The organism is Aquibium sp. A9E412 (genome assembly GCF_030398335.1).
Lineage (GTDB): Bacteria > Pseudomonadota > Alphaproteobacteria > Rhizobiales > Rhizobiaceae > A9E412.
Genome location: NZ_JAOAOP010000001.1, coordinates 226,464 through 245,683 on the forward strand (window position 1 = coordinate 226,464; position 19,220 = coordinate 245,683).

17 protein-coding genes are annotated in these 19,220 nt (G+C 71.7%); 1 reads left to right on the forward strand and 16 read right to left on the reverse strand.

Going from position 1 to position 19,220, the window contains the following annotated elements:
• Position 1: 1 nt before the first annotated feature.
• The 3 genes from N1F89_RS01085 to yajC form a co-directional block, all read right to left on the reverse strand.
• A complete protein-coding gene (locus tag N1F89_RS01085) occupies positions 2-394 on the reverse strand; it encodes an Mth938-like domain-containing protein (RefSeq protein WP_290080627.1) in 393 nt (130 codons plus the stop codon).
• Positions 391-2,955, reverse strand: coding sequence for a protein translocase subunit SecDF (gene secDF / locus N1F89_RS01090; RefSeq protein ID WP_290080629.1), 2,565 nt, complete (start codon positions 2,953-2,955; stop codon positions 391-393). The genes N1F89_RS01085 and secDF overlap by 4 nt, the downstream gene beginning before the upstream one ends.
• A gap of 78 nt (positions 2,956-3,033) precedes the next feature.
• On the reverse strand, positions 3,034-3,375 hold the full coding sequence (yajC, locus tag N1F89_RS01095) for a preprotein translocase subunit YajC (RefSeq protein ID WP_290080630.1): 342 nt from the start codon (positions 3,373-3,375) through the stop codon (positions 3,034-3,036).
• A gap of 185 nt (positions 3,376-3,560) precedes the next feature.
• Between yajC and N1F89_RS01100 the strand changes: the two genes are divergently transcribed.
• Positions 3,561-4,439 (forward strand): ATP-binding protein, encoded by an 879-nt coding sequence (locus tag N1F89_RS01100; protein ID WP_290080631.1) that lies wholly within the window; start codon positions 3,561-3,563, stop codon positions 4,437-4,439.
• 155 nt (positions 4,440-4,594) lie between these two features.
• Here the strand turns inward: N1F89_RS01100 and N1F89_RS01105 are convergent, their stop codons facing one another.
• From N1F89_RS01105 to argS, 13 genes are all read right to left on the reverse strand, one after another.
• Positions 4,595-6,208, reverse strand: a complete 1,614-nt coding sequence (locus N1F89_RS01105; protein WP_354670301.1) for a peptidoglycan DD-metalloendopeptidase family protein — start codon at positions 6,206-6,208, stop codon at positions 4,595-4,597.
• 109 nt (positions 6,209-6,317) lie between these two features.
• On the reverse strand, positions 6,318-6,977 hold the full coding sequence (locus N1F89_RS01110; RefSeq protein ID WP_290080635.1) for a protein-L-isoaspartate(D-aspartate) O-methyltransferase: 660 nt from the start codon (positions 6,975-6,977) through the stop codon (positions 6,318-6,320).
• A 13-nt stretch (positions 6,978-6,990) separates the two neighbouring features.
• Positions 6,991-7,749 carry a 5'/3'-nucleotidase SurE gene (surE, locus tag N1F89_RS01115; RefSeq protein ID WP_290080636.1) on the reverse strand — a complete coding sequence of 253 codons (759 nt, stop codon included), beginning with the start codon at positions 7,747-7,749 and terminating at the stop codon, positions 6,991-6,993.
• 4 nt (positions 7,750-7,753) lie between these two features.
• Complete coding sequence (serS, locus tag N1F89_RS01120; RefSeq protein WP_290080637.1) at positions 7,754-9,037, reverse strand: serine--tRNA ligase; 1,284 nt, start codon at positions 9,035-9,037, stop codon at positions 7,754-7,756.
• 101 nt (positions 9,038-9,138) lie between these two features.
• Positions 9,139-9,975 carry a twin-arginine translocase subunit TatC gene (gene tatC / locus N1F89_RS01125; protein ID WP_290080640.1) on the reverse strand — a complete coding sequence of 279 codons (837 nt, stop codon included), beginning with the start codon at positions 9,973-9,975 and terminating at the stop codon, positions 9,139-9,141.
• On the reverse strand, positions 9,972-10,640 hold the full coding sequence (gene tatB / locus N1F89_RS01130; protein WP_290080642.1) for a Sec-independent protein translocase protein TatB: 669 nt from the start codon (positions 10,638-10,640) through the stop codon (positions 9,972-9,974). Before tatB ends, tatC begins: the two co-directional genes overlap by 4 nt.
• Positions 10,641-10,705: 65 nt before the next feature.
• A complete protein-coding gene (locus N1F89_RS01135; RefSeq protein WP_290080644.1) occupies positions 10,706-10,930 on the reverse strand; it encodes a twin-arginine translocase TatA/TatE family subunit in 225 nt (74 codons plus the stop codon).
• A gap of 37 nt (positions 10,931-10,967) precedes the next feature.
• Complete coding sequence (locus tag N1F89_RS01140) at positions 10,968-12,059, reverse strand: ABC transporter ATP-binding protein (protein ID WP_290080647.1); 1,092 nt, start codon at positions 12,057-12,059, stop codon at positions 10,968-10,970.
• Positions 12,060-12,136: 77 nt separating this feature from the next.
• Complete coding sequence (scpB, locus tag N1F89_RS01145; protein ID WP_290080648.1) at positions 12,137-12,877, reverse strand: SMC-Scp complex subunit ScpB; 741 nt, start codon at positions 12,875-12,877, stop codon at positions 12,137-12,139.
• Positions 12,877-13,665 carry a ScpA family protein gene (locus N1F89_RS01150; RefSeq protein WP_290080710.1) on the reverse strand — a complete coding sequence of 263 codons (789 nt, stop codon included), beginning with the start codon at positions 13,663-13,665 and terminating at the stop codon, positions 12,877-12,879. Before N1F89_RS01150 ends, scpB begins: the two co-directional genes overlap by 1 nt.
• A 74-nt stretch (positions 13,666-13,739) precedes the next feature.
• On the reverse strand, positions 13,740-14,759 hold the full coding sequence (gene nagZ / locus N1F89_RS01155) for a beta-N-acetylhexosaminidase (protein WP_290080649.1): 1,020 nt from the start codon (positions 14,757-14,759) through the stop codon (positions 13,740-13,742).
• 67 nt (positions 14,760-14,826) lie between these two features.
• On the reverse strand, positions 14,827-17,295 hold the full coding sequence (locus N1F89_RS01160; protein WP_290080650.1) for an SPOR domain-containing protein: 2,469 nt from the start codon (positions 17,293-17,295) through the stop codon (positions 14,827-14,829).
• A gap of 107 nt (positions 17,296-17,402) precedes the next feature.
• Positions 17,403-19,160 (reverse strand): arginine--tRNA ligase, encoded by a 1,758-nt coding sequence (gene argS, locus N1F89_RS01165; protein WP_290080651.1) that lies wholly within the window; start codon positions 19,158-19,160, stop codon positions 17,403-17,405.
• Between the last annotated feature and the right edge of the window lie 60 nt (positions 19,161-19,220).

Here is a 19,220-nt window from a genome sequence, read left to right on the forward strand (position 1 = left end):
GTCAGTCGACCGCCAGCAGCGCGGCGGCGACCGCCCGGTCCTCGGCCAGAAGCACGTTGAAGGTGCGCACCGCCGCGCCCGTCGCCATCGGCTCGGCGGCGATGCCGGCGGCGCGCAGGGCCTGCTTCAGCGCGCCCGGCAGCGGATCGAGCCGCACCCCGGTGCCGACCAGCAGGATCTCGATCTCGCCGGCCTCGGCCATCAGCCGGGCGAAATCGTCCTCGCGCAGCGCCGCGCGGCTTTGCGGCTCCCAGCCATAGATGCCGGACGGCAGGCACAGCAGCGACCCGCGATGCGACATCTCGGCGAAGCGGAAGCCGCCATTGCCGTAGGCGTCGATCGGCGCCCGGCCCGGGAAGTGGGCCTGGCGGAACTGCAGGCCGTAGCCGCTCACTTGGCCGCCAGTCGCCCGGCCTCCTCCTCGCCGGCCGCCTCGTCCTCGCCCTCGCGGCTCATCTGGCTCGCCCGCATGCGGAACAGGATGAGCAGCGGCGCGGCGATGAAGACCGACGAGTAGGTGCCGATCACCACGCCGAAGATCATCGCCGCGGTGAAGGAGCGGATGACCTCGCCGCCGAAGACGAACAGCGCCAGCAGCGCCAGCAGCGTCGTCACCGACGTCATCATGGTGCGCGACAGCATCTGGTTCATCGACATGTCGAGAAGCTGCGGCAACGGCATCTTCTTGTAGCGCCGCAAGTTCTCGCGCACGCGGTCGTACACCACCACCGTGTCGTTCAGCGAGTAGCCGACGATGGTGAGGATGGCCGCGATGCTCGACAGGTTGAACTCGATGCCGGTGATGACGAAGAAGCCGATGGTCATGATGACGTCGTGCATCGTCGCCAGGATCGCGCCGATGGCGAACTGCCACTCGAAGCGCAGCCAGATGTAGACCAGGATGGCGAACAGCGACACGAGCACGGCGATGGTGCCGGCGCGCGCCAGCTCGCCCGAGACGGTCGGCCCGACCACCTCGACGCGGCGGAACTCGTAGTCCGCCTCCAGTTCGCCGCGCACCTTGGCGATCACCGACTGCTCGGCGTTCTCGCCGCCGCCCTGCGCCTGGACGCGGATCAGCACCTCGCTCGGATCGCCGAACTCCTGCACCTGCACGTCGCCGAGATTGAGCCCCGACAGCCGGCCGCGGATGTCGGCGAGATCGGCGTCGCCCTCGACCGCCTTGACCTCGATGAGCGAGCCGCCCTTGAAGTCGATGCCGTAGTTCATGTCGACGGTGACGAACAGCGCCAGCGTCGCGATCGAGGCGGCCGCCGACAGCGTGAAGGCGAAGCGGCGCAGCCACATGAAGCGGATCGCGGTGTCCTGCGGCACCAGCCGCAGCGGCGCGCGGGCGAGCTCCTTGGGCCGCTGGCGGCGCACCCACTCGGCGATCAGCCAGCGCGTCAGCGTGTAGGCGGTGAAGACCGTCGTCACGATGCCGATGGCCAGCGTCACCGCGAAGCCGCGGATCGGGCCGGAGCCGAGATAGAACAGGATGACGGCGGCGATCAGCGTCGTCACGTTGGCGTCGACGATGGTCGCCAGCGCCTTGGAAAAGCCGGTGTCGACGGCCTGCACGACGGAGCGGCCGTTGCGTCTTTCCTCGCGTATGCGCTCGAAGATCAGCACGCTGGAATCGACCGCCATGCCGACCGTCAGCACGATGCCGGCGATGCCCGGCAGCGTCAGCGTGGCGCCGAGCAGCGACAGGATGGCGATGATCATCGTGATGTTGGCCGCCAGCGCAATGACCGAGAAGACGCCGAGCAGGCCGTAGGCGGCGATCATGAAGACGACGACGAGTACCGAGCCGATCGCCGCGGCGACCTGGCCGGCGTCGATGGAATCCTGGCCGAGGCCGGGGCCGACCGTGCGCTCCTCGATGATGGTCAGCGTCGCCGGCAGCGCGCCGGCGCGCAGCAGCACCGCCAGGTCGTTCGCCGTCTGGGTGGTGAAGTTGCCGGAAATCTGGCCGCTGCCGCCGAGGATGGGCTCGCGGATCTGCGGTGCCGAGATCACCTGGTCGTCGAGGATGATGGCGAACAGCCGGCCGACATTCTGCTGCGTGGCCTGGCCGAAGCGGGTCGCGCCCTTGGTGTCGAAGCGGAAGGAGACGACCGGCTCGTTGGTGCGCTGGTCGAAGGTGGCCTGCGCGTCGACCAGGTTCTCGCCCGACACGATCACCCGGTTCTCGATCAGATAGGGCACCGGCGGATCGTCGGTCGAGTAGAGCACCTCGGTGCCGGCCGGCGGGCGGCCCTCGATCGCCTCTTCCACCGGCATCGACTGGTCGACCATGCGGAAGGTCAGCTTGGCGGTCTGGCCGAGGATGTCCTTCAGCCGCTCGGGGTCCTGCAGGCCGGGCACCTGGACGAGGATGCGGTCGTTGCCCTGGCGCTGGATCACCGGCTCGGTGGTGCCGAGCTCGTTGACGCGCCGGCTGACGACCTCGATCGACTGGCTGAGCGCGGAGGCGAGCCGGTAGTCGACGCCCTCGTCGGTGAGCGTGAAGCGCAGCAGGCCCGGCTCGGGCTCGCTCAGCGACAGCTCGACCAGCGTGCCGCCGCCGAACAGGCCGGAGGTGACCGGCTGGGTGAGCTCGTCGAGCGCCTGCCTGGCGGCGTCGATCTGCCCGGCGTCGCGGATGCGCACCTGCACCGTGCGGCCGGAGGCCGACAGGCCGGTGTAGCCGATGCGCTCGTCGCGCAGCAGGCGGCGGATGTCGTCGCGCGTCGTCTCGACCCGCTCCTCGACCAGCTCCTGCTGCTCGATCTGCAGCAGGATGTGCGAGCCGCCCTGCAGGTCGAGGCCCAGCGTCATCGGCTTGCTCGGCGCCCAGGCGGGCAGCGACTGGAACAGCGACGGCGGCAGGACGTTGGGCGCCGCGTAGGCGATGCCGAACACGACGGCGAGCCAGATCAGAACCGTCTGCCAGCGCGAGAAATAAAGCATGGTGCCTCGTCGGTTGCGCTCGCGCAGGCAATCGGGCGCGAATGCGGCTTTCTGTTGACGGCTTCGTCCTGTCGGCGGCTACTTCTTCGCGTTCTGGTTCGCCACGGGCTCGCTCTTCACGCGCACGTCGGCGACCATGCTGCGCACCGCCGTCACCTTGGTGCCGCCGCCGAGATCGACCTCGAGCTCCGTGTCGTTGATCACCTTGGTGACCTTGCCGACCAGGCCGCCGCCGGTGACCACGGTATCGCCGCGGCGGATCGCGGCCAGCATCTCGTTGCGCCGCTTGAGCTGCTGGCGCTGCGGCCGGATGATGAGAAAATACATGATCACGAAAATCAGCACAAACGGCAGAATGCTGATGAACAGATCCGGCGCCGAGCCTGTGCCCGCCTGTGCGAAAGCCGGTGTCACGAACATGGAGAACTCCCGAGGGGTGGGCGACGCGGGCCGTCCCTCGCCGGCCCCGTCAAGGGTGGCCGGAATATAGTCGCTCAAGCCGCCTTTGCAACTGCGCGGGGCGCCGCCCAGGCCGCTTTCCCCTGCCCTGCGGCCATGTTAGAGGCGTTCGCGCAAACGGCGCTCCAACGAAACGGGACACGGGCATGAACGATGCGACGCGGATCGGCCTCGGTGCCAGGATCGACCGGCTGATCGCCGCGCTGGAACGGCTGGCGCCGCCGCCGCCGGAGGCGCCCGATCTCGCCGCGGCCGACTGCTTCGTGTGGGAGGCCGAGACGGGCCGGCTGCAGCCCGTGCAGCGCGTCAACCGCATCGACATCGGCCTGATCCGCGGCGTCGACCGGGTGCGCGACATCCTGCTCGACAACACCGGCCGCTTCGCCGACGGCCTGCCGGCCAACAACGTGCTCCTGTGGGGCGCGCGCGGCATGGGCAAGTCGTCGCTGGTCAAGGCCGCGCATGCCAGCGTCAACGCCGCACGGGCGGACACCGGGACGCCGCTCAAGCTGATCGAGATCCACCGCGAGGACATCCACTCGCTGCCGGCGCTGATGACGCTGGTCAAGGCGGCGCCGTACCGCTTCCTGCTGTTCTGCGACGATCTGTCCTTCGACCAGAGCGACACCTCCTACAAGTCGCTGAAGGCCGCGCTCGAGGGCGGCGTCGAGGGGCGGCCGGACAACGTGCTGTTCTACGCCACCTCCAACCGGCGCCACCTGCTGCCGCGCGACATGATCGAGAACGAGCGCTCGACGGCGATCAACCCGTCCGAGGCGGTCGAGGAGAAGGTGTCGCTGTCCGACCGCTTCGGCCTGTGGCTCGGCTTCCACAAGTGCTCGCAGGACGAGTATCTCGCCATGATCGACGGCTATGTGCGCCACTATCGCCTGGAGGCCGATCCCGAGACGCTGCGCGCGGAGGCGCTGGAATGGGCGACGACGCGCGGCAGCCGGTCGGGCCGCGTCGCCTGGCAGTTCATCCAGGACCTCGCCGGCCGGCTCGGCCGGCGGCTCGACGGCTGAGCGCATTGGCCGCGCCCGGCGGGCGTGCCGCCCCGCCGGCTCTCCTCATGCAAGAAGGCCCGCCAATGGGCGGGCAGGAAGGCCGGTCCGGACTGGAGGTCATGCGGACCGGCCTGTCTTTTCTTGCTTGATCGGCCGGCGCGCGGCGCGCCGCATCACTCCAGGAAGCCGAGCGGATCGACCGGGGTGGAGTTCTCGCGCACCTCGAAATGCAGCTTGGGGCGGTCGGCGCTGCCGCTCATGCCCGACAGGGCGAGCTCCTGGCCGCGCTTGACCTCCTGGCCGCGCTTGACCTTGATCTGGCTGGTGTGGCCGTAGACCGTCACCAGCCCGTCCTCGTGGCGCACCAGCACGGTGTTGCCGAACTCCTTCAGGCCGTCGCCGGCATAGATCACGACGCCGTTCTCGGCCGCCTTGACCGGCGTGCCGGAGGGCACGGCGATGTCGATGCCGTCATTGCCGCCGCCGCCGCTGCGGCTGCCGAAGCCCTCGACCACACGGCCGCGCACGGGCCAGCGCATGCGGCCGATGCCGGTGGCGTCCGGCGCGGCTGCGGCGGTCTGCCGCTCGACCGTCTCGACGGTCTCGTCGGCCGCCGCCGCAGCGGGCGGCGTCTCGCTGGCCGGCGCGGGCTTGGCGGCCGCCGCGGAGGCGGACTGCGTGCGCTCGGTGCCGCCGGTCGCCATCGTGTCGACCGCGGGCTTGGCGGCGGCCACCGCGGTGCCGGCCTCGGGCAGGGTCAGCTTCTGGCCGATCTGCAGATAGCCGTCCGACAGGCCGTTGGCCGCCTTGAGGCGGGCGACCGGAATGCCGGTCTTCTTGGCAATGCCGTAGAGCGTGTCGCCGGAGGCCACGGTGTAGACGCCGCCGGCGGCGGCCGGCGCGCGGCCGGCGGCATCGCTGCGCGCCTGTGCCTCGGGCGCCGATTCGGCGCGGTTTTCCGGCGGCAGCACGGCGACCGGCTCGCGCGATGCGGGCCCGGGCGCCGGGGCCGGCGCGTCGGACCGCCCGCGGCCGGCGTCGGCCGCGGCCACGCGCGGATCGTTGTCGGGCGCGGAAACCGGCGCGCGCGTCGAATAGACATAGGTCGGAATGATGAGCTTCTGGCCGGCCTTGAGCTCGCCGGCGCTGGCCATGCCGTTGGCGCGCAGGATGGCGTCGGCCGGCACGCCGAAGCGGCGCGACAGGTTGTACAAGGTCTCGCCCTCGCGCACGGTGAGCGCGGTGCCGCCTGCGCGGTTCCAGCCCGGCTCCTCGGGCTCGGGCGCCGGGGCGCGCTGGGTGACCGGCTGCGCCGCCTGCTGCGCGGCCGGGCGCGGCGTCGTGCCGGTCGCCATGCCGTCGAGCTGGGCGGGGCGTGCGGCCGCCGTCTGCGTCGGGACGGGCGCGAGCGCCGGCGCGGTCTCGCCCGGCGCCTGGCTGCGGCCGAGCGGCGCGCGCTGCACGCCGCCGGCGGGCGCGGCAGCCTGCCGGACGGCCGGCGCGGTGCCCTGCCCGGCCGGCCCGCCGCCGACCAGCGCCTCGGGCCGCACGGCGCGGCGCCGGTTCACCGAGCCGGTATAGGTGGCGTCGAGACTGCCGGACTGCGCCTGGACGTCGCCGGGGAACGGCTGATCGACCGGCGCCTGCGCGACCTGCCGATTCGGATAGGCCGATCCGGTGAAGAGGCTTTCCTCGAAGCGCGAGACGTCGGAACTGCAGCCCGCCGCGACGCCGCCGACCAGCAGCACCGCCGCTGTGCGCGAAAGCTCGCGCCCGATCGTCCCCAACCTGCTCGCTCGCATGAGATTAACCCGCACATACCCGTTACTAACCGGCATGATTAAAGCGCGTTAATCTTACTGTGCGGTTAAGCGAAACGAAGAAAAATGCCTGATTCTACAAGGCTTCCGGCAGCCCTTGCGCGAGCGGCTGCAGGCGCACCGCTCCGATGTCCTCGCGCTCGAAGCGGCTGCCCGTCTTGACCAGCCGGGCGAGCGCCTGCGGGGCGTCGCCCGGGCCGATCGGCGCCACCATCACGCCGCCGCTGGACAGCTGGTCGGCGAAGCTGCGCGGCATCTCGGCGAAGGCCGCCCACACGACGATGCGGTCGAACGGGCCGGCGGCGGCGGCACCCGACAGCCCGTCCTCGCGCTCGACCAGCACGTTGGCAAGCCCCAGCGCCGCGAACCGCTGGCGCGCCTCGTCGGCCAGCGTGCGGAAGCGCTCGAGCGTCAGCACGCGCGCCGCCAGGCGGGCCATGACGGCCGCCGTGTAGCCGGATCCGGTGCCGATCTCCAGCACGCGGTGGCCGGGTTCGAGCGCCAGCGCGTCGATCACGCGCGCCTGCAGGTCGGCGCCCTCGACCGCCTCGCCGCAGCCGATCGGCACCATGCGCGGCGACCAGGCGGCCGCCTGCCACTCGACCGGCAGGAAGCTCGAGCGCGGCTGCGCCTCCATGGCGGAGAACAGCGGCTTGCCGCCGATGCCGGCGGCGCGCATGCGCAGCATGAAGGCGGCGAAGCCCTCGCGCTCGTCGAACGGGGCGGTGGCCGTCATCGGGCCGGGCGGCTCATTCCAGCACCTCGGCCAGGCGGTCGCGCACCTCGTGCGCGGTCAGGTCGAGATGCAGCGGCGTGACGGAGACGCAGTTGTCGCGCAGCGCCGCCTGGTCGGTGCCGCGGCGGATGTTCGGCTTCTGGCGGCCGAAGCGCAGCCAGTAGTACGGCATGCCGCGGCCGTCCTTGCGCTCCTCGATCCACAGGCCGTGCGAGAGCTTGCCCTGGCGGGTGACGACCGTGCCGGCGACGCCGCCGGGCTCGACGGCGGGAAAGTTGACGTTGAGAAACACGCCTTCGGGCAGCGGCGTGTCGATCAGCTTGCGCAGCAGGTCCGGCGCCAGCGCCTCGGCGGTCTCCCACGGCACCACGCGGCCCTCCTCGGACACCTGGTAGGCCTGGCTCAGCGCGACGGCACGGATGCCGAGCAGCGTCGCCTCCATGGCGCCGGCCACCGTGCCCGAATAGGTCACGTCGTCGGCGATGTTGGAGCCGGAATTGACGCCCGACAGGATGAGGTCCGGCGGCGTGTCGAGGATGCGGCGCACGCCCATGATGACGCAGTCGGTCGGCGTGCCGCGCACGGCGTAGCGGCGCGCCTCGATCTTGCGCATGCGCAGCGGCTCCGACAGCGACAGCGAATGGGCGAAGCCCGACTGGTCGGTCTCCGGCGCCACCACCCACACGTCGTCGCTGAGCCGGCCGGCGATGCGTTCGAGCACCGCCAGCCCCTCGGCGTTGATGCCGTCGTCGTTGGTCAGCAGGATCCGCACGGCCTCAGCGCTCCGTCGTCTCGATGCGCTCCAGACCGCCCATGTAGGGGCGCAGCACCTCCGGCACAACGATCGCGCCGTCCGGCTCCTGGTAGTTCTCCATCACCGCGATCAGCGCCCGGCCGACCGCCGTGCCCGAGCCGTTGAGCGTGTGCACGAAGCGCGGCTGCTTCTCGCCCTCGGGCCGGTAGCGCGCGTTCATGCGGCGCGCCTGGAAGTCGCCGCACACCGAGCAGGACGAGATCTCGCGATAGGCCTTCTGGCCGGGCAGCCACACCTCGATGTCGTAGGTCCGGCGCGCGCTGAAGCCCATGTCGCCGGTCGACAGGACGACGGTGCGGAACGGCAGGTCGAGCTTCCTAAGCACGGTCTCCGCGCAGTCGGTCATGCGCTCGTGCTCGTCGAGCGCGGAAGCGGCGTCGGTGATCGAGACGAGCTCGACCTTGTCGAACTGGTGCTGGCGCAGCATGCCGCGCGTGTCCTTGCCGGCCGCGCCGGCCTCGGAGCGGAAGCACGGCGTCAGCGCGGTGAAGCGCAGCGGCAGGTCGGCCGCCTCGACGATCTCCTCGCGCACCAGGTTGGTCAGCGGCACCTCGGCGGTGGGGATCAGCCAGAAGCCGTCGTCCGTGCGGAACTGGTCCTCGCCGAACTTGGGAAGCTGGCCGGTGCCGAACAGCGCCTCGTCGCGCACCAGCAGCGGCGGCTGCACCTCGGTGTAGCCGTGCTCGGTGGTGTGCAGGTCGAGCATGAACTGGCCGAGCGCACGCTCCAGCCGGGCGAGCCCGCCCTTGAGCACCGTGAAGCGCGCGCCCGACAGCTTCGCCGCGCGCTCGAAATCCATCAGGCCGAGCGCCTCGCCGAGCTCGTAGTGCTGGCGCGCGGCCGCGGGCTCGCGCCGCTTGCCGACACGGCGCAGCTCGACATTGGCGCTCTCGTCGGCGCCGACCGGCACGTCGTCGAGCGGCAGGTTGGGCAGCGCGGCGAGCGCGTCGGCGAGCGCCTTGTCGAGCGCGCGCTCGGTCGCCTCGCCCTGCTGCACGAAGGCCTTGATGTCGGCGACCTCCTGCTTGAGCGCCTCGGCCCTGGCCGCGTCGCCGGCGCGCATGGCGTTGCCGATCTCGCGCGAGGCGGCGTTGCGGCGCTCCTGCGCCTCCTGCAGGCGGGTGAGATGGGCGCGGCGCGCCTCGTCATGCGCCAGAACCGCCTCGGCGGCAGGCGCCGCGCCGCGCTTTGCGAGCGCCGCGTCGAGCGCTTCCGGGTTCTCGCGAATCCATTTGATGTCGAGCATGTGTCAGGCTTCCGCTTGCGGGACCGCAGAAAAGGGCCGCGCGCGGCAGGCGGAAGCAAACAGGGAGAATTGCGGCGCGGGGCGCACCGGCCCGGCCGGCGTCAGGCCTCCGTGCCGGCTTCGGCGGCGGCCTCGCCGCTCTCGGCCTCGGCCTTCGCTTGCTCGCGTTTGCGCTCCACCATCCGGGCGGCCCAGATGGCAATCTCGTAGAGAAGGATGGTGGGAAGCGCAAGGCCGATCTGGCTGACCGGATCGGGCGGCGTCAGCACCGCGGCGACGACGAAGGCGCCGACGATGGCGTATTTGCGCTTGTCGGCCAGCGACGCCGAGGTGAGCAGCCCGACGCGCGCCATCAGCGTGGTCACGACGGGAAGCTGGAAGACGAGCCCGAACGACAGGATCAGCGTCATGATGAGGCCGAGATACTCCGACACGCGCGGCAGCAGCGAGATCTGGATCTCGTTGTCGGGCCCGACCTGCTGCATCGACAGGAAGAACCACATCACCATCGGCGTGAAGAAGAAATAGACCAGCGCGCCACCGATCAAAAACAGGATCGGCGAGGCGACCAGGAACGGCAGGAAGGCGCGGCGCTCGTTGCGGTAGAGACCCGGCGCCACGAACTTGTAGACCTGCGTGGCGATCACCGGAAAGGCGATCACCAGCCCGCCGAACATGGCGAGCTTGATCTGGGTGAAGAAGAACTCCTGCGGCGCGGTGTAGATCAGGTCGACCTTGTCGCTGTCGAGACCGGCCCAGGCGGTCGCCCACTGGAAGGGAATGACCAACAGGTTGAAGATCTGCTTGGCGAAGAAGAAGCAGACCAGGAAGGCGACGAAGAAGCCGGCGATCGCCCAGATGAGCCGCGAGCGCAGCTCGATCAGATGGTCGAGCAGCGGTGCCGAGGACTTGTCGATCTCGTCGTCTTCGGCGCTCACGTCTTTGCCCCGGATGATGTCTTGCGCGCCGCCGGCGTCTTGCGCCCGGCCGGCGTCTTGCCGCCGCTCGTCGGGGCCTTGCCGGCCGGCGCCTTGCCCGACGCGCTCTTCGGAGCCGCCTTCGCCTTCGCCGGCGCGGACTTGGCGGCCGTGGCGGCCTTGCCGGTCGCGGCGCTCGCCGCCGAAGTCCGGGCCGGGGTCTTTGCCCTGGCCGCGGTCTTGCGTCCGCCCTTCGCCGGCGCGGCGGCGGCGCCCTTCGGCGCGGCCTTCTTCGCCTCGCCCGGCATCGCGTCGGGCCCGGCCTTGAGCGGCGCGGCCTCGTGCGGCTTGTCGTCGGCGGCCTCCGGCGCGTCGGGCTTCGGCTTCATCGCCCGGTCGAGCCCCTCGCGCACGTCCTTGCCGGCCTTTTCGAGCGGGCTCAGATGCTTCTTGATCTCGTTGCGCGGATCAAGCTTGCGCGCCTGGTCGGCCAGCCCCTTCACCTCGTCGAGCTCGGCTTCCTTGAGCGCGTCGTCGAACTGCCGGCGGAAATCGCCGGCCATGCTGCGCAGCTTGCTGGTGGTGCGGCCAAAGGTGCGCAGCATGCGCGGCAGGTCCTTCGGGCCGACCACGACGATCAGCACGATGGCGACGACCAGGAGTTCGGGCCAGCCGAGGTCTAGCATGGATCAACGATTCCGAAGGCGCGGCGGAAGGCTCCGCCACGCGCAGGGACGGCGGAAGGCCGGTGTCAGGACTTCGAAGCCTTTTCGCTGGCCGGCTTCACGGTCTCGTCGGAGCGGTGCTCGACGGTCCTGGACTTTTCGGCGTCCTCGTCTTCCTCGGACATGCCTTTCTTGAAGCTCTTGATGCCCTTGGCCATGTCGCCCATCAGCTCGGGGATCTTGCCCCGTCCGAACAGCAGAAGCACGACCACGAGCACGATGAGCCAGTGCCAAATCGAGAAGGAGCCCATGATGCGTCTCTCAAGAAGGTTTCAATCCAAGTCTGATTTATGCGCTTTCGCCGCGTCTTTCAAACACAAGCACATCAGACTTTCTGACCGAGAGCCAGATATCGCGCGCCTTCGTCGGCAGAGCGCCGAAACGCACGCGCGCCCGGATCGGCTCCTCGGCGCCGGGAATCGCCATTTCGACCAGTTCCACCACGCCGAGGAAGCGGCGTGATAGCACCCGCGCGGGCACTTCGCCAGTGCGTTCGGCGACCTCGATGTCGGACAGCCGCACGGCGACCGTGGCGGGCGCCCCCTCCTCCAGCGCCGGCGCGACGAAGCGGCCGACCGGCGTCTCCACCCAGCCGCCGGCGACGCGCGCCTCGAACACGTTGAGCTCGGAGAAGAAGCCGGCGACGAACAGGTCGCGCGGCGCCTGGTAGAGCTCCTGCGCGGGACCGGCCTGTACCAGCCGCCCGTCCTTGAGCAGCGCGATGCGGTCGGCCATGCGCATCGCCTCCTCCGCATCGTGGGTGACGATGATGGCGGTGGCGCGGCTCTGGCGCAGGATGGCCAGCGTCTCGGCGCGGACCGCGTCCTTGAGGCGCGAATCGAGGCCGGAGAACGGCTCGTCCATCAGCAGCACGGCCGGGCGCGGCGCCAACGCGCGGGCGAGCGCCACGCGCTGCTGCTCGCCGCCCGACAGGACGTGCGGATAGGCGCCGGCATAGCCCTCCAGACCGACGCGCGACAGCGCCACCATCGCCTCGCGGCGCGCCTCCTCGCGCGACAGCGCGGTCAGCCCGAAACGCACGTTGTCGAGGATCGTGAGATGCGGAAACAGCGCGAAATCCTGGAACACCAGGCCGATGGAGCGCTGCTCGGGCGGCAGGAACACCGAGGGGCCGGCGATCTCGCGGTTGTTGAGCAGGACGCGGCCGGCGCTCTGCACCTCGATGCCGGCGGCGATGCGCAGCAGCGTCGTCTTGCCCGAACCGGAGGGGCCGAGCAGGCACAGTACCTCGCCCGGCTCGGCGGCCAGGCTGACGCGGTCGAGTGCTGCCGTCTCGCCGGTGAAGCGGTGGCTGACATCCTCGAAGGCAAGCCGTGCGGCGAAGCTGACGCCGGTTCTCGCCCGAGCCGGGCTTCGCACTGGGCTGGGCGCTGATGGGCTGCTCATGCGCGGCGGTCCGGATCCCTCACACGCGCGGCAGGCCGCGCCGGCAAGGGTCAATCATCGTCGACCCGCGGTGTCAACAGACCGAGATCCTCCAGGTCGAGGTCGGTCAGCGGGTCCTCGTCCTCGGCCAGCGCGTCGGGATTGGCCGGCGGCTGCGGCACGGCGAAGTTGGCCGGCATGCGCGCCGACAGGAGCCCGGCCCCCTTGAGCTCGTCGAGGCCCGGCAGGTCGCGCAGCTCCTCGAGGCCGAAATGGTCGAGGAAGGCGTCGGTGGTGCCGTAGGTGACCGGCCGGCCCGGCGAGCGGCGGCGGCCGCGCATGCGCACCCAGCCGGTCTCCATCAGCGTGTCGAGCGTGCCCTTGGAGGTCTCGACGCCGCGGATCTCCTCGATCTCGGCGCGCGTGACCGGCTGGTGGTAGGCGATGACGGCGAGCATCTCCAGCGCGGCGCGCGACAGCTTCTTCTGCTCGACCGCCTGGCGCGTCATCAGGAAGGCGAGATCGCCGGCCGTGCGGAAGGCCCAGGCGCCGTTGACGCACACCAGGTTGACGCCGCGGCGCTCGTAGTCGGCCCTGAGCGCGGCCATCACCGCCGGCATGTCGACGCCTTCGGGCAGGCGGCCGGCCAGCGCCTTCTCCGACACCGGCTCGGCGCTGGCGAAGACGATCGCCTCGGCCATGCGCTTGGTCTCGGCCAGGTGCAGCCGCTCGGCCGGGTTGTCCCCGTGCCGGTCGTCGCCCGCCTCAGCCTCGTCGGGCCGGAACGGCACCACGTTGCCGCTTTCGCTCATCAGTCGACCTCCGCGGGGTTCTGTCGTCCGCGCATGTAGAGCGGCGCAAAGGGCTGGTCCTGACGGATCTCGATGGCGCCCTCGCGCACCAGCTCCAGGCTGGCGGCGAACGAGCTCGCCAGCACCGTCGAGCGCCGCCCCTCCTCGGCCAGGTAGCGCAGCAGGAAGCGGTCGAGCGCCGTCCAGTCGTCGAGCGCGCCGACCAGCCGCACCAGAATGTCGCGCGCCTCCTTGAGCGACCACACGCCGCGCTTCTCGATGCGCACATTGGTCACCGCGCGGCGCTGGCGCTGCGCGGCATAGGCGGTCAGGAGGTCGTACAGGCTGGCGGTATAGTCCTGGCGCCGGTCGACCGCCACCGTCTCCGGCATGCCACGGGCGAAGACGTCGCGGCCGAGCCGGTTGCGGTTGACCAGCCTGGCGGCCGCGTCGCGCATCGCCTCGAGCCGCTTGAGGCGGAACTGCAGCACCGCCGCCATCTCCTCGCCGGACTGGCCGTCGTCCTGCGGCTGCTTGGGAATGAGCAGCTTGGACTTGAGATAGGCGAGCCAGGCGGCCATCACCAGATAGTCCGCGGCCAGCTCGAGACGCATGGCGCGCAGCCGCTCGATGAAGCCGAGATACTGCTCGGCCAGCGCCAGCACCGAGATGCGCGCCAGATCGACCTTCTGGGTGCGCGCCAGGTGCAGCAGCAGGTCGAGCGGTCCCTCGAAGCCGTCGACGTCGACCGTCAGCGCCGGGTCGGACGCCGTGCGCGTCTCGGCCTCGGCGGACCAGAGCTGGTCCATCGGGATCGGCTTGCCGCTGCGCTGTTCGCCCGTCTGTGCCACCGTGCCGTTCCGTTTCGCTGTCCGCCCCCCGCTCAGGCCGCCGCCGCGACGCAGCGGGCGAACTCCGCTCGCGCCGCGTCCTCCGCGGTCGCGTCGCAGGCGCGGCGGAAGGCGAGCGCCCGCTCGGCCCGCGCCAGCGCGGCACCGGCCAGCGGCGCCACCGCCTCGGCCACCGCGCGCATCTCCTGCATGACGCCGTTGCAGTGAAGGACCACATCGCAGCCGGCCGCAAGCACCGCGGCCGCCCGCTCGCCGAAATCCCCAGAAAGTGCGTGCATCGACAGGTCGTCGCTCATCAGCAGACCGTCGAAGCCGATCTCGCCGCGCACGATGTCGGCGATGACGCGCGGCGACACGGTGGCAGGCCGCGCCGCATCGACCGCCTCGTAGACGAGATGCGCGGTCATCGCCATCGGCAGGTCGGCGAGCGCGCGGAAGGGCACGAAGTCGCACGCGCGCAGCGCCGCGAGCGCGGCGGCGACGCGCGGCAGCTCGCGATGGCTGTCGGCCGTCGCGCGGCCGTGGCCCGGCACGTGCTTCATCACCGGCAGGATGCCGCCGGCGACGAGGCCGTCGGCCGCGGCGCGGCCGAGCGCGGCGACCGCCGCGGCATCCTCGCCATAGGACCGGTTGCCGATCACGTCGTGCGTGCCGGGCTGGCGCACGTCGAGCACCGGCAGGCAGTCGGCGGAAATCCCGAGGCGGGCGAGATCGAAGGCGTGCAGCCGCGACATCAGCCAGGCGGCGCGCAGGCCGAGTTCGGCATCGGCGCGGTAGAGCGCGCCGAGCGCGGCGGCCGGCGGATAGTCTGCGGCGAGCGGCGGGCGCAGGCGCTGCACGCGGCCGCCCTCCTGGTCGACGAGGACCGGCGCGTCGGGCCGGCCGACGCTGTCGCGCATCGCCGCGACGAGGTCGCGCACCTGGCCCGCCTCGGCGATGTTGCGGGCAAACAGGATGAAGCCCCACGGGCGATGCTCGCGATAGAACGCGATCTCGTCGGCGCCGAGCCGCAGGCCGGCGGCGCCCAGAATCATGGCCTTTGATTCGCTCATGCCCGGCAGCATAGCGCGCCGGCGCGCCGCTGGCACGCCGGCGGTCGGGGGCGTGGCGGCAGCCGGCCTATTTGGAGACGAAGCAGCTTCCGCCGGCCGCCTTGAGCCGTTCGCACAGCGCCACCGCGTCGCTCTTCGAGGCGGACGGGATGCGCACCCGGTAGTAGGTGCCCTTGCCGGTGATGTCGGCGCGCACGATGTTGACGCCGCGGCCCGACAGGAGATCGCCATAGCGCCGCGCGAGATCCTGGTAGGACTGCTGCGCGGCAGCCGAGGTCGGCTGCGAGGCGATCTGCACCGACCACTCGCTGCCGCCGCCGCCCGATGCCGGCGCGGCCGGGGCGGCGGGTGCGGCGGTGCGGGCGGGCTCGGCCGCACGCGGCGTCGCGGCGGCGACCTGCTGGCGCGGCTCTGCCGCGCGGGCCGGCGGCTGGAAGGCCGGCCGGGCCGAGGGCACCGGCACGGTCTCGTCGATGGCGGCGGTGGTCTCGGCCGGCGCGCCCTCGCTCGCGGTCTCGACGTCCGCGGTTGCGGCGGCGGGCGTCGCCGCATCCGGCGTCGCGGCGGCCGGGCCTGCCGTGTCGGCTGTCTCGCCGGCCGGCGCGTCGACGATGCGCACCGGCGTGTCGGCCGGAGCGGCAGCGACAACCGTGCCGGCGGCGGCGCCGTCGGCCTGCGGCGCGGCGGCCGGCGCCGCGGCCACCTGCTCGGGCTCGGGCGCGACCGGCTCGCGCGGCACCAGCGTGCCGTCCGGCCGCACGATCAGCGTGCGCACGCGGCGCGGCGCGACGGCGGCCATCTCGTCGGCGGCGCCGGCGGCGGCCTCGTCCTCGACCGGTGCCAGCCGATCCTCGGCCTTGAGCGGCGGCGCGCTGGCGGCCGGCTCGGTGGCCACGGCGCGCGGCTCGGCGCGCGCGGCCACGTCGATCGGCTCCTCGGTGGTGGTCACCAGGCTCTGCTGCGCCGGCGCGGCGTCGGCGCCCTCGCCGGCGACGCGCTGATAGACCGGGTTCTCCTGGTTGGGCACCTGGGTGCCGCCGGGGTTTTCCGGCTTGACCTTGACCGGACCGTCGTCGGCCTTGACCATCACCGGCGCGCCCGGCTCGTCACCGCCGAAGGACAGCGCGAAGGCGCCGATGCCGCCGATCACGGCGACGCCGGCCACGACGGCGGCGATCATCAGGCCGCGGCTGCGGCCGGCCGGCCGGTCGGCGCGCTCGGCGGCCGGCGCATCGACGTCGGCGTCGGCATCGGTGTCGCGGGCCGCGCCGAAGGCCATCGGTGCGGCCGCCAGCTCGTCGGCGTCGTCGCGGCGCGCGTCGAAGGGGCTCGGCATGTCGCGGTGCTCGTCGCCGCGCTCCGGCTCGAGGGAAAAGTCGCTCTCGGCCCAGAAATCGTCGGCGCCGGCGGCGGCCGACGGCATCGCCGCCTCCGCGGCGGCCGGCGGCGCGGCGGCCGGCTCGTCCGGCTGGCCGAGATCGCCGAACGCCTCGGCGAGCTCGCTTTCCAGATCGTCGAAGGCGGCCGCCTGCAGCGCCTCGTCCTCGAAGCGGATCTCCGGGATGTCGAGATCGTCGGGCTGCGCCTGCGGGAACTCCTCGATCTCGAGCGTCTCGATCTGCGGCGCCCCGGCGTGCGGCGATGCCGCGGCGGCCTCGGACGGATCGGCCGCGACCGGCTCCTCGTCGGCCAGCGCCGCGTGGCGCGCACCCGCCGCGCGGGCATAGTCGAAGGGCACGGCCTCGGCCGGCCCGGCGTCGCCGTGGTCCTCGACGGCGACCGGCATCGCGCCGTGCGGCGCGGCGCGAACCGGATCGGCGGGCGCGGCGCTCTCGGCAAGCTCCTGATGGCCGAAGATCGCCTCGAGCTCGCTTTCCAGGCTGAGCTCCGGCGCTTCCGGCTCTATCTCTTCCGGCTCCATCTCTTCCGGCTGCGGCGCTTGCGGCTGCGGCGCCGGAGCGGCGACGGCGCGCAGCGTGTGCGGCAGGATGACGAGCGGCGCGGCCGCCGCATGCTCCGGCTCCGGGGCGCTTTCGGCCGGCGCGGCCTCCTCGAAGCGCGCGGTGAAGGCGGCGTCGAGCTCGCTTTCCAGGTCGATCGCGTCATCCAGCGGCAAGTCGGCGGTCGCGCCGCGGTCGTCCCAAGCCGTGGCGGGGGCGGCCGGCGCGGCCTCGGCCGGCGTCGCGCGCGACGCCGGCGCCATGTCCGGGCGGTTGTCCTGCGCCGGCCGGGCTTCGCCCGCCGGCTCATCGTCCCACGCCGGTCGGGCGTCGCCCGCCGGCTCATCATCCCACGCCGGTCGGGCTTCGCCCGCCGGCTCGTCGTCCCACGCCGGTCGGGCGTCGCCCGCCGGCTCGAGGGCGATATCGAGGTCGCCCATCAGCTCGCTCTCGAGATCGAGCGCCAGCTCGTCTTCGGCCGCCGACGGTTCGCTGCCCGCGGCCGAGCGCGGGTCGTGGCCCATGATCCGGGTCAGCTCGGCGAACGGATCGTCGTCCGCCAGCTCGACATACCGGTCCTGTTTCGCCTGATTCATGTCTGCCATGCTTTTCCCCGCATCACGCCCGGACGCCGGCGACGTCATATTTTGGCTCGGGCCGTATCAGCGCATTGTGGGCAAAAGGTGACAGGAAACGCCCGCTCCTAGCGCATCTCGACCGGCGCCTCGGCACCGATCAGCCCCAGCCCCGACGTCAGGACGTCGGAAACGGCCTGCACCAGACCGAGTCTGGCATGGGTCAACTCTGCGTCGTTAACTTTAACAAACCGTAAGCCCGATGTCTCGCTGCCGCGATTCCAGTGTGCGTGGAACTGGCTGGCGAGATCGTGCAGGTAGAAGGCGAGCCGGTGCGGCTCGAGCGCCTGGGCGGCGCTTTCGACGATGCGCGGATACTCGGCCAGCTTGCGCACCAGGGCGATCTCGCCCTCGTCCTCGAGGCGGGCGAGCGCGGCGCGCATCGCCTGCGGCTCGAAGCGGGCGACGCCGAGCTGCTCGCTGGCCTGGCGGAAGACGGAGTGGCAGCGCGCCGAGGCATACTGCACGTAGAACACCGGGTTGTCCTTCGACTGCTCGGTCACCTTGGCGAAGTCGAAGTCGAGCGGCGCGTCGCTCTTGCGGTAGAGCATCATGAAGCGGATCGGGTCGCGGCCGACCTCTTCGACCACCTCGCGCAGCGTGACGAAGTCGCCGGAGCGCTTGGACATGCGCACCGGCTCGCCGCCGCGGTAGAGCTTGACGAGCTGGCACAGCACGACGCTGAGCGCCAGATCGCCGCCCGAGATCGCCTTGGCGAGCGCCTCCAGCCGCTTGACGTAGCCGCCGTGGTCGGCGCCGAGCACGAAGATCAGATGCTCGAAGCCGCGCGCATACTTGTCCTTCATGTAGCCGACGTCGGCGGCGAAATAGGTGAAGCTGCCGTCCGACTTCATCAGCGGCCGGTCGATGTCGTCGCCCACGCCGGTGGAGCGGAACAGCGTCTGCTCGCGGTCCTCCCAGTCCTCCGGCTTCTGGCCCTTGGGCGGCGGCAGCTTGCCCTTGTAGACGTAGCCCTTCATCGTCAGGTCGTTGATCGCCGAGCGGATGGCGCGCGCGTTGTCGGCGTGCAGCGAGCGCTCGGAGAAGAAGACGTCGTGATGCACGTTGAGCGCGGCGAGGTCCTCGCGGATCATCGCCATCATCGCCGTGATGGCGCGCTCGCGGGCGATCGCCAGCGCCTCGTCGCCGGGCATCTCGAGCAGCCGGTGGCCGAACTCCTCGGCCAGCGCCGCGCCGACCGGCACCAGGTAGTCGCCGGGATAGAGCCCTTCGGGAATCGTGCCGACCGCCTCGCCGAGCGCCTCGCGGTAGCGCAGAAGCACCGAGCGGGCGAGCACGTCGACCTGCGCGCCGGCGTCGTTGATGTAGTACTCCTTGGTCACCGCGTAGCCGGCGAAGGCGAGCAGGTTGGCGAGCGCGTCGCCGACCACCGCGCCGCGGCAGTGGCCGACATGCATCGGGCCGGTCGGGTTGGCCGAGACGTACTCGACGTTGACCGGCCGGCCGGCGCCGAGCGTCGAGCGGCCGTAGTCGGTGCCGGCCGCCAGCATCTCGCCGAGCCTGGCCTGCCAGAAGCCGTTGCCGAGGCGCAGATTGACGAAGCCCGGGCCGGCGATGGTCGCCTCGGCGACGTCGGGGTCGGCGGCGAGCCGCTCGGCGATGCGCTCGGCCAGCGCGCGCGGCTTCTCGCCGGCCGCCTTGGCCAGCACCATCGCGGCGTTGGTCGCCAGGTCGCCGTGCGAGGCGTCGCGCGGCGGCTCGACCGAAACGCGCGTGAGCGCCAGAGGCCGGCCTTCGGCATCGGTCAGGCCCAGCGCGTCAACGGCCCTGACGACCCGATCGGTGAAATCGGCGAAGATGTTCATGGAAAGGGTGTCCCAGGTGGAAGGCCCTTCGGCGGCTCTCGGCGCGCCGAAAGCCGGCCC

Bases quoted from the DNA above. Each gene is read 5' to 3' on its own strand.
- secDF (WP_290080629.1), bottom strand. From the start codon at position 2,955: ATGCTTTATTTCTCGCGCTGGCAGACGGTTCTGATCTGGCTCGCCGTC.
- yajC (WP_290080630.1), bottom strand. From the start codon at position 3,375: ATGTTCGTGACACCGGCTTTCGCACAGGCGGGCACAGGCTCGGCGCCG.
- N1F89_RS01100 (WP_290080631.1), top strand. From the start codon at position 3,561: ATGAACGATGCGACGCGGATCGGCCTCGGTGCCAGGATCGACCGGCTG.
- N1F89_RS01110 (WP_290080635.1), bottom strand. From the start codon at position 6,977: ATGACGGCCACCGCCCCGTTCGACGAGCGCGAGGGCTTCGCCGCCTTC.
- serS (WP_290080637.1), bottom strand. From the start codon at position 9,037: ATGCTCGACATCAAATGGATTCGCGAGAACCCGGAAGCGCTCGACGCG.
- tatB (WP_290080642.1), bottom strand. From the start codon at position 10,640: ATGCTAGACCTCGGCTGGCCCGAACTCCTGGTCGTCGCCATCGTGCTG.
- N1F89_RS01135 (WP_290080644.1), bottom strand. From the start codon at position 10,930: ATGGGCTCCTTCTCGATTTGGCACTGGCTCATCGTGCTCGTGGTCGTG.
- scpB (WP_290080648.1), bottom strand. From the start codon at position 12,877: ATGAGCGAAAGCGGCAACGTGGTGCCGTTCCGGCCCGACGAGGCTGAG.
- N1F89_RS01150 (WP_290080710.1), bottom strand. From the start codon at position 13,665: ATGGACCAGCTCTGGTCCGCCGAGGCCGAGACGCGCACGGCGTCCGAC.
- nagZ (WP_290080649.1), bottom strand. From the start codon at position 14,759: ATGAGCGAATCAAAGGCCATGATTCTGGGCGCCGCCGGCCTGCGGCTC.
- N1F89_RS01160 (WP_290080650.1), bottom strand. From the start codon at position 17,295: ATGAATCAGGCGAAACAGGACCGGTATGTCGAGCTGGCGGACGACGAT.
- argS (WP_290080651.1), bottom strand. From the start codon at position 19,160: ATGAACATCTTCGCCGATTTCACCGATCGGGTCGTCAGGGCCGTTGAC.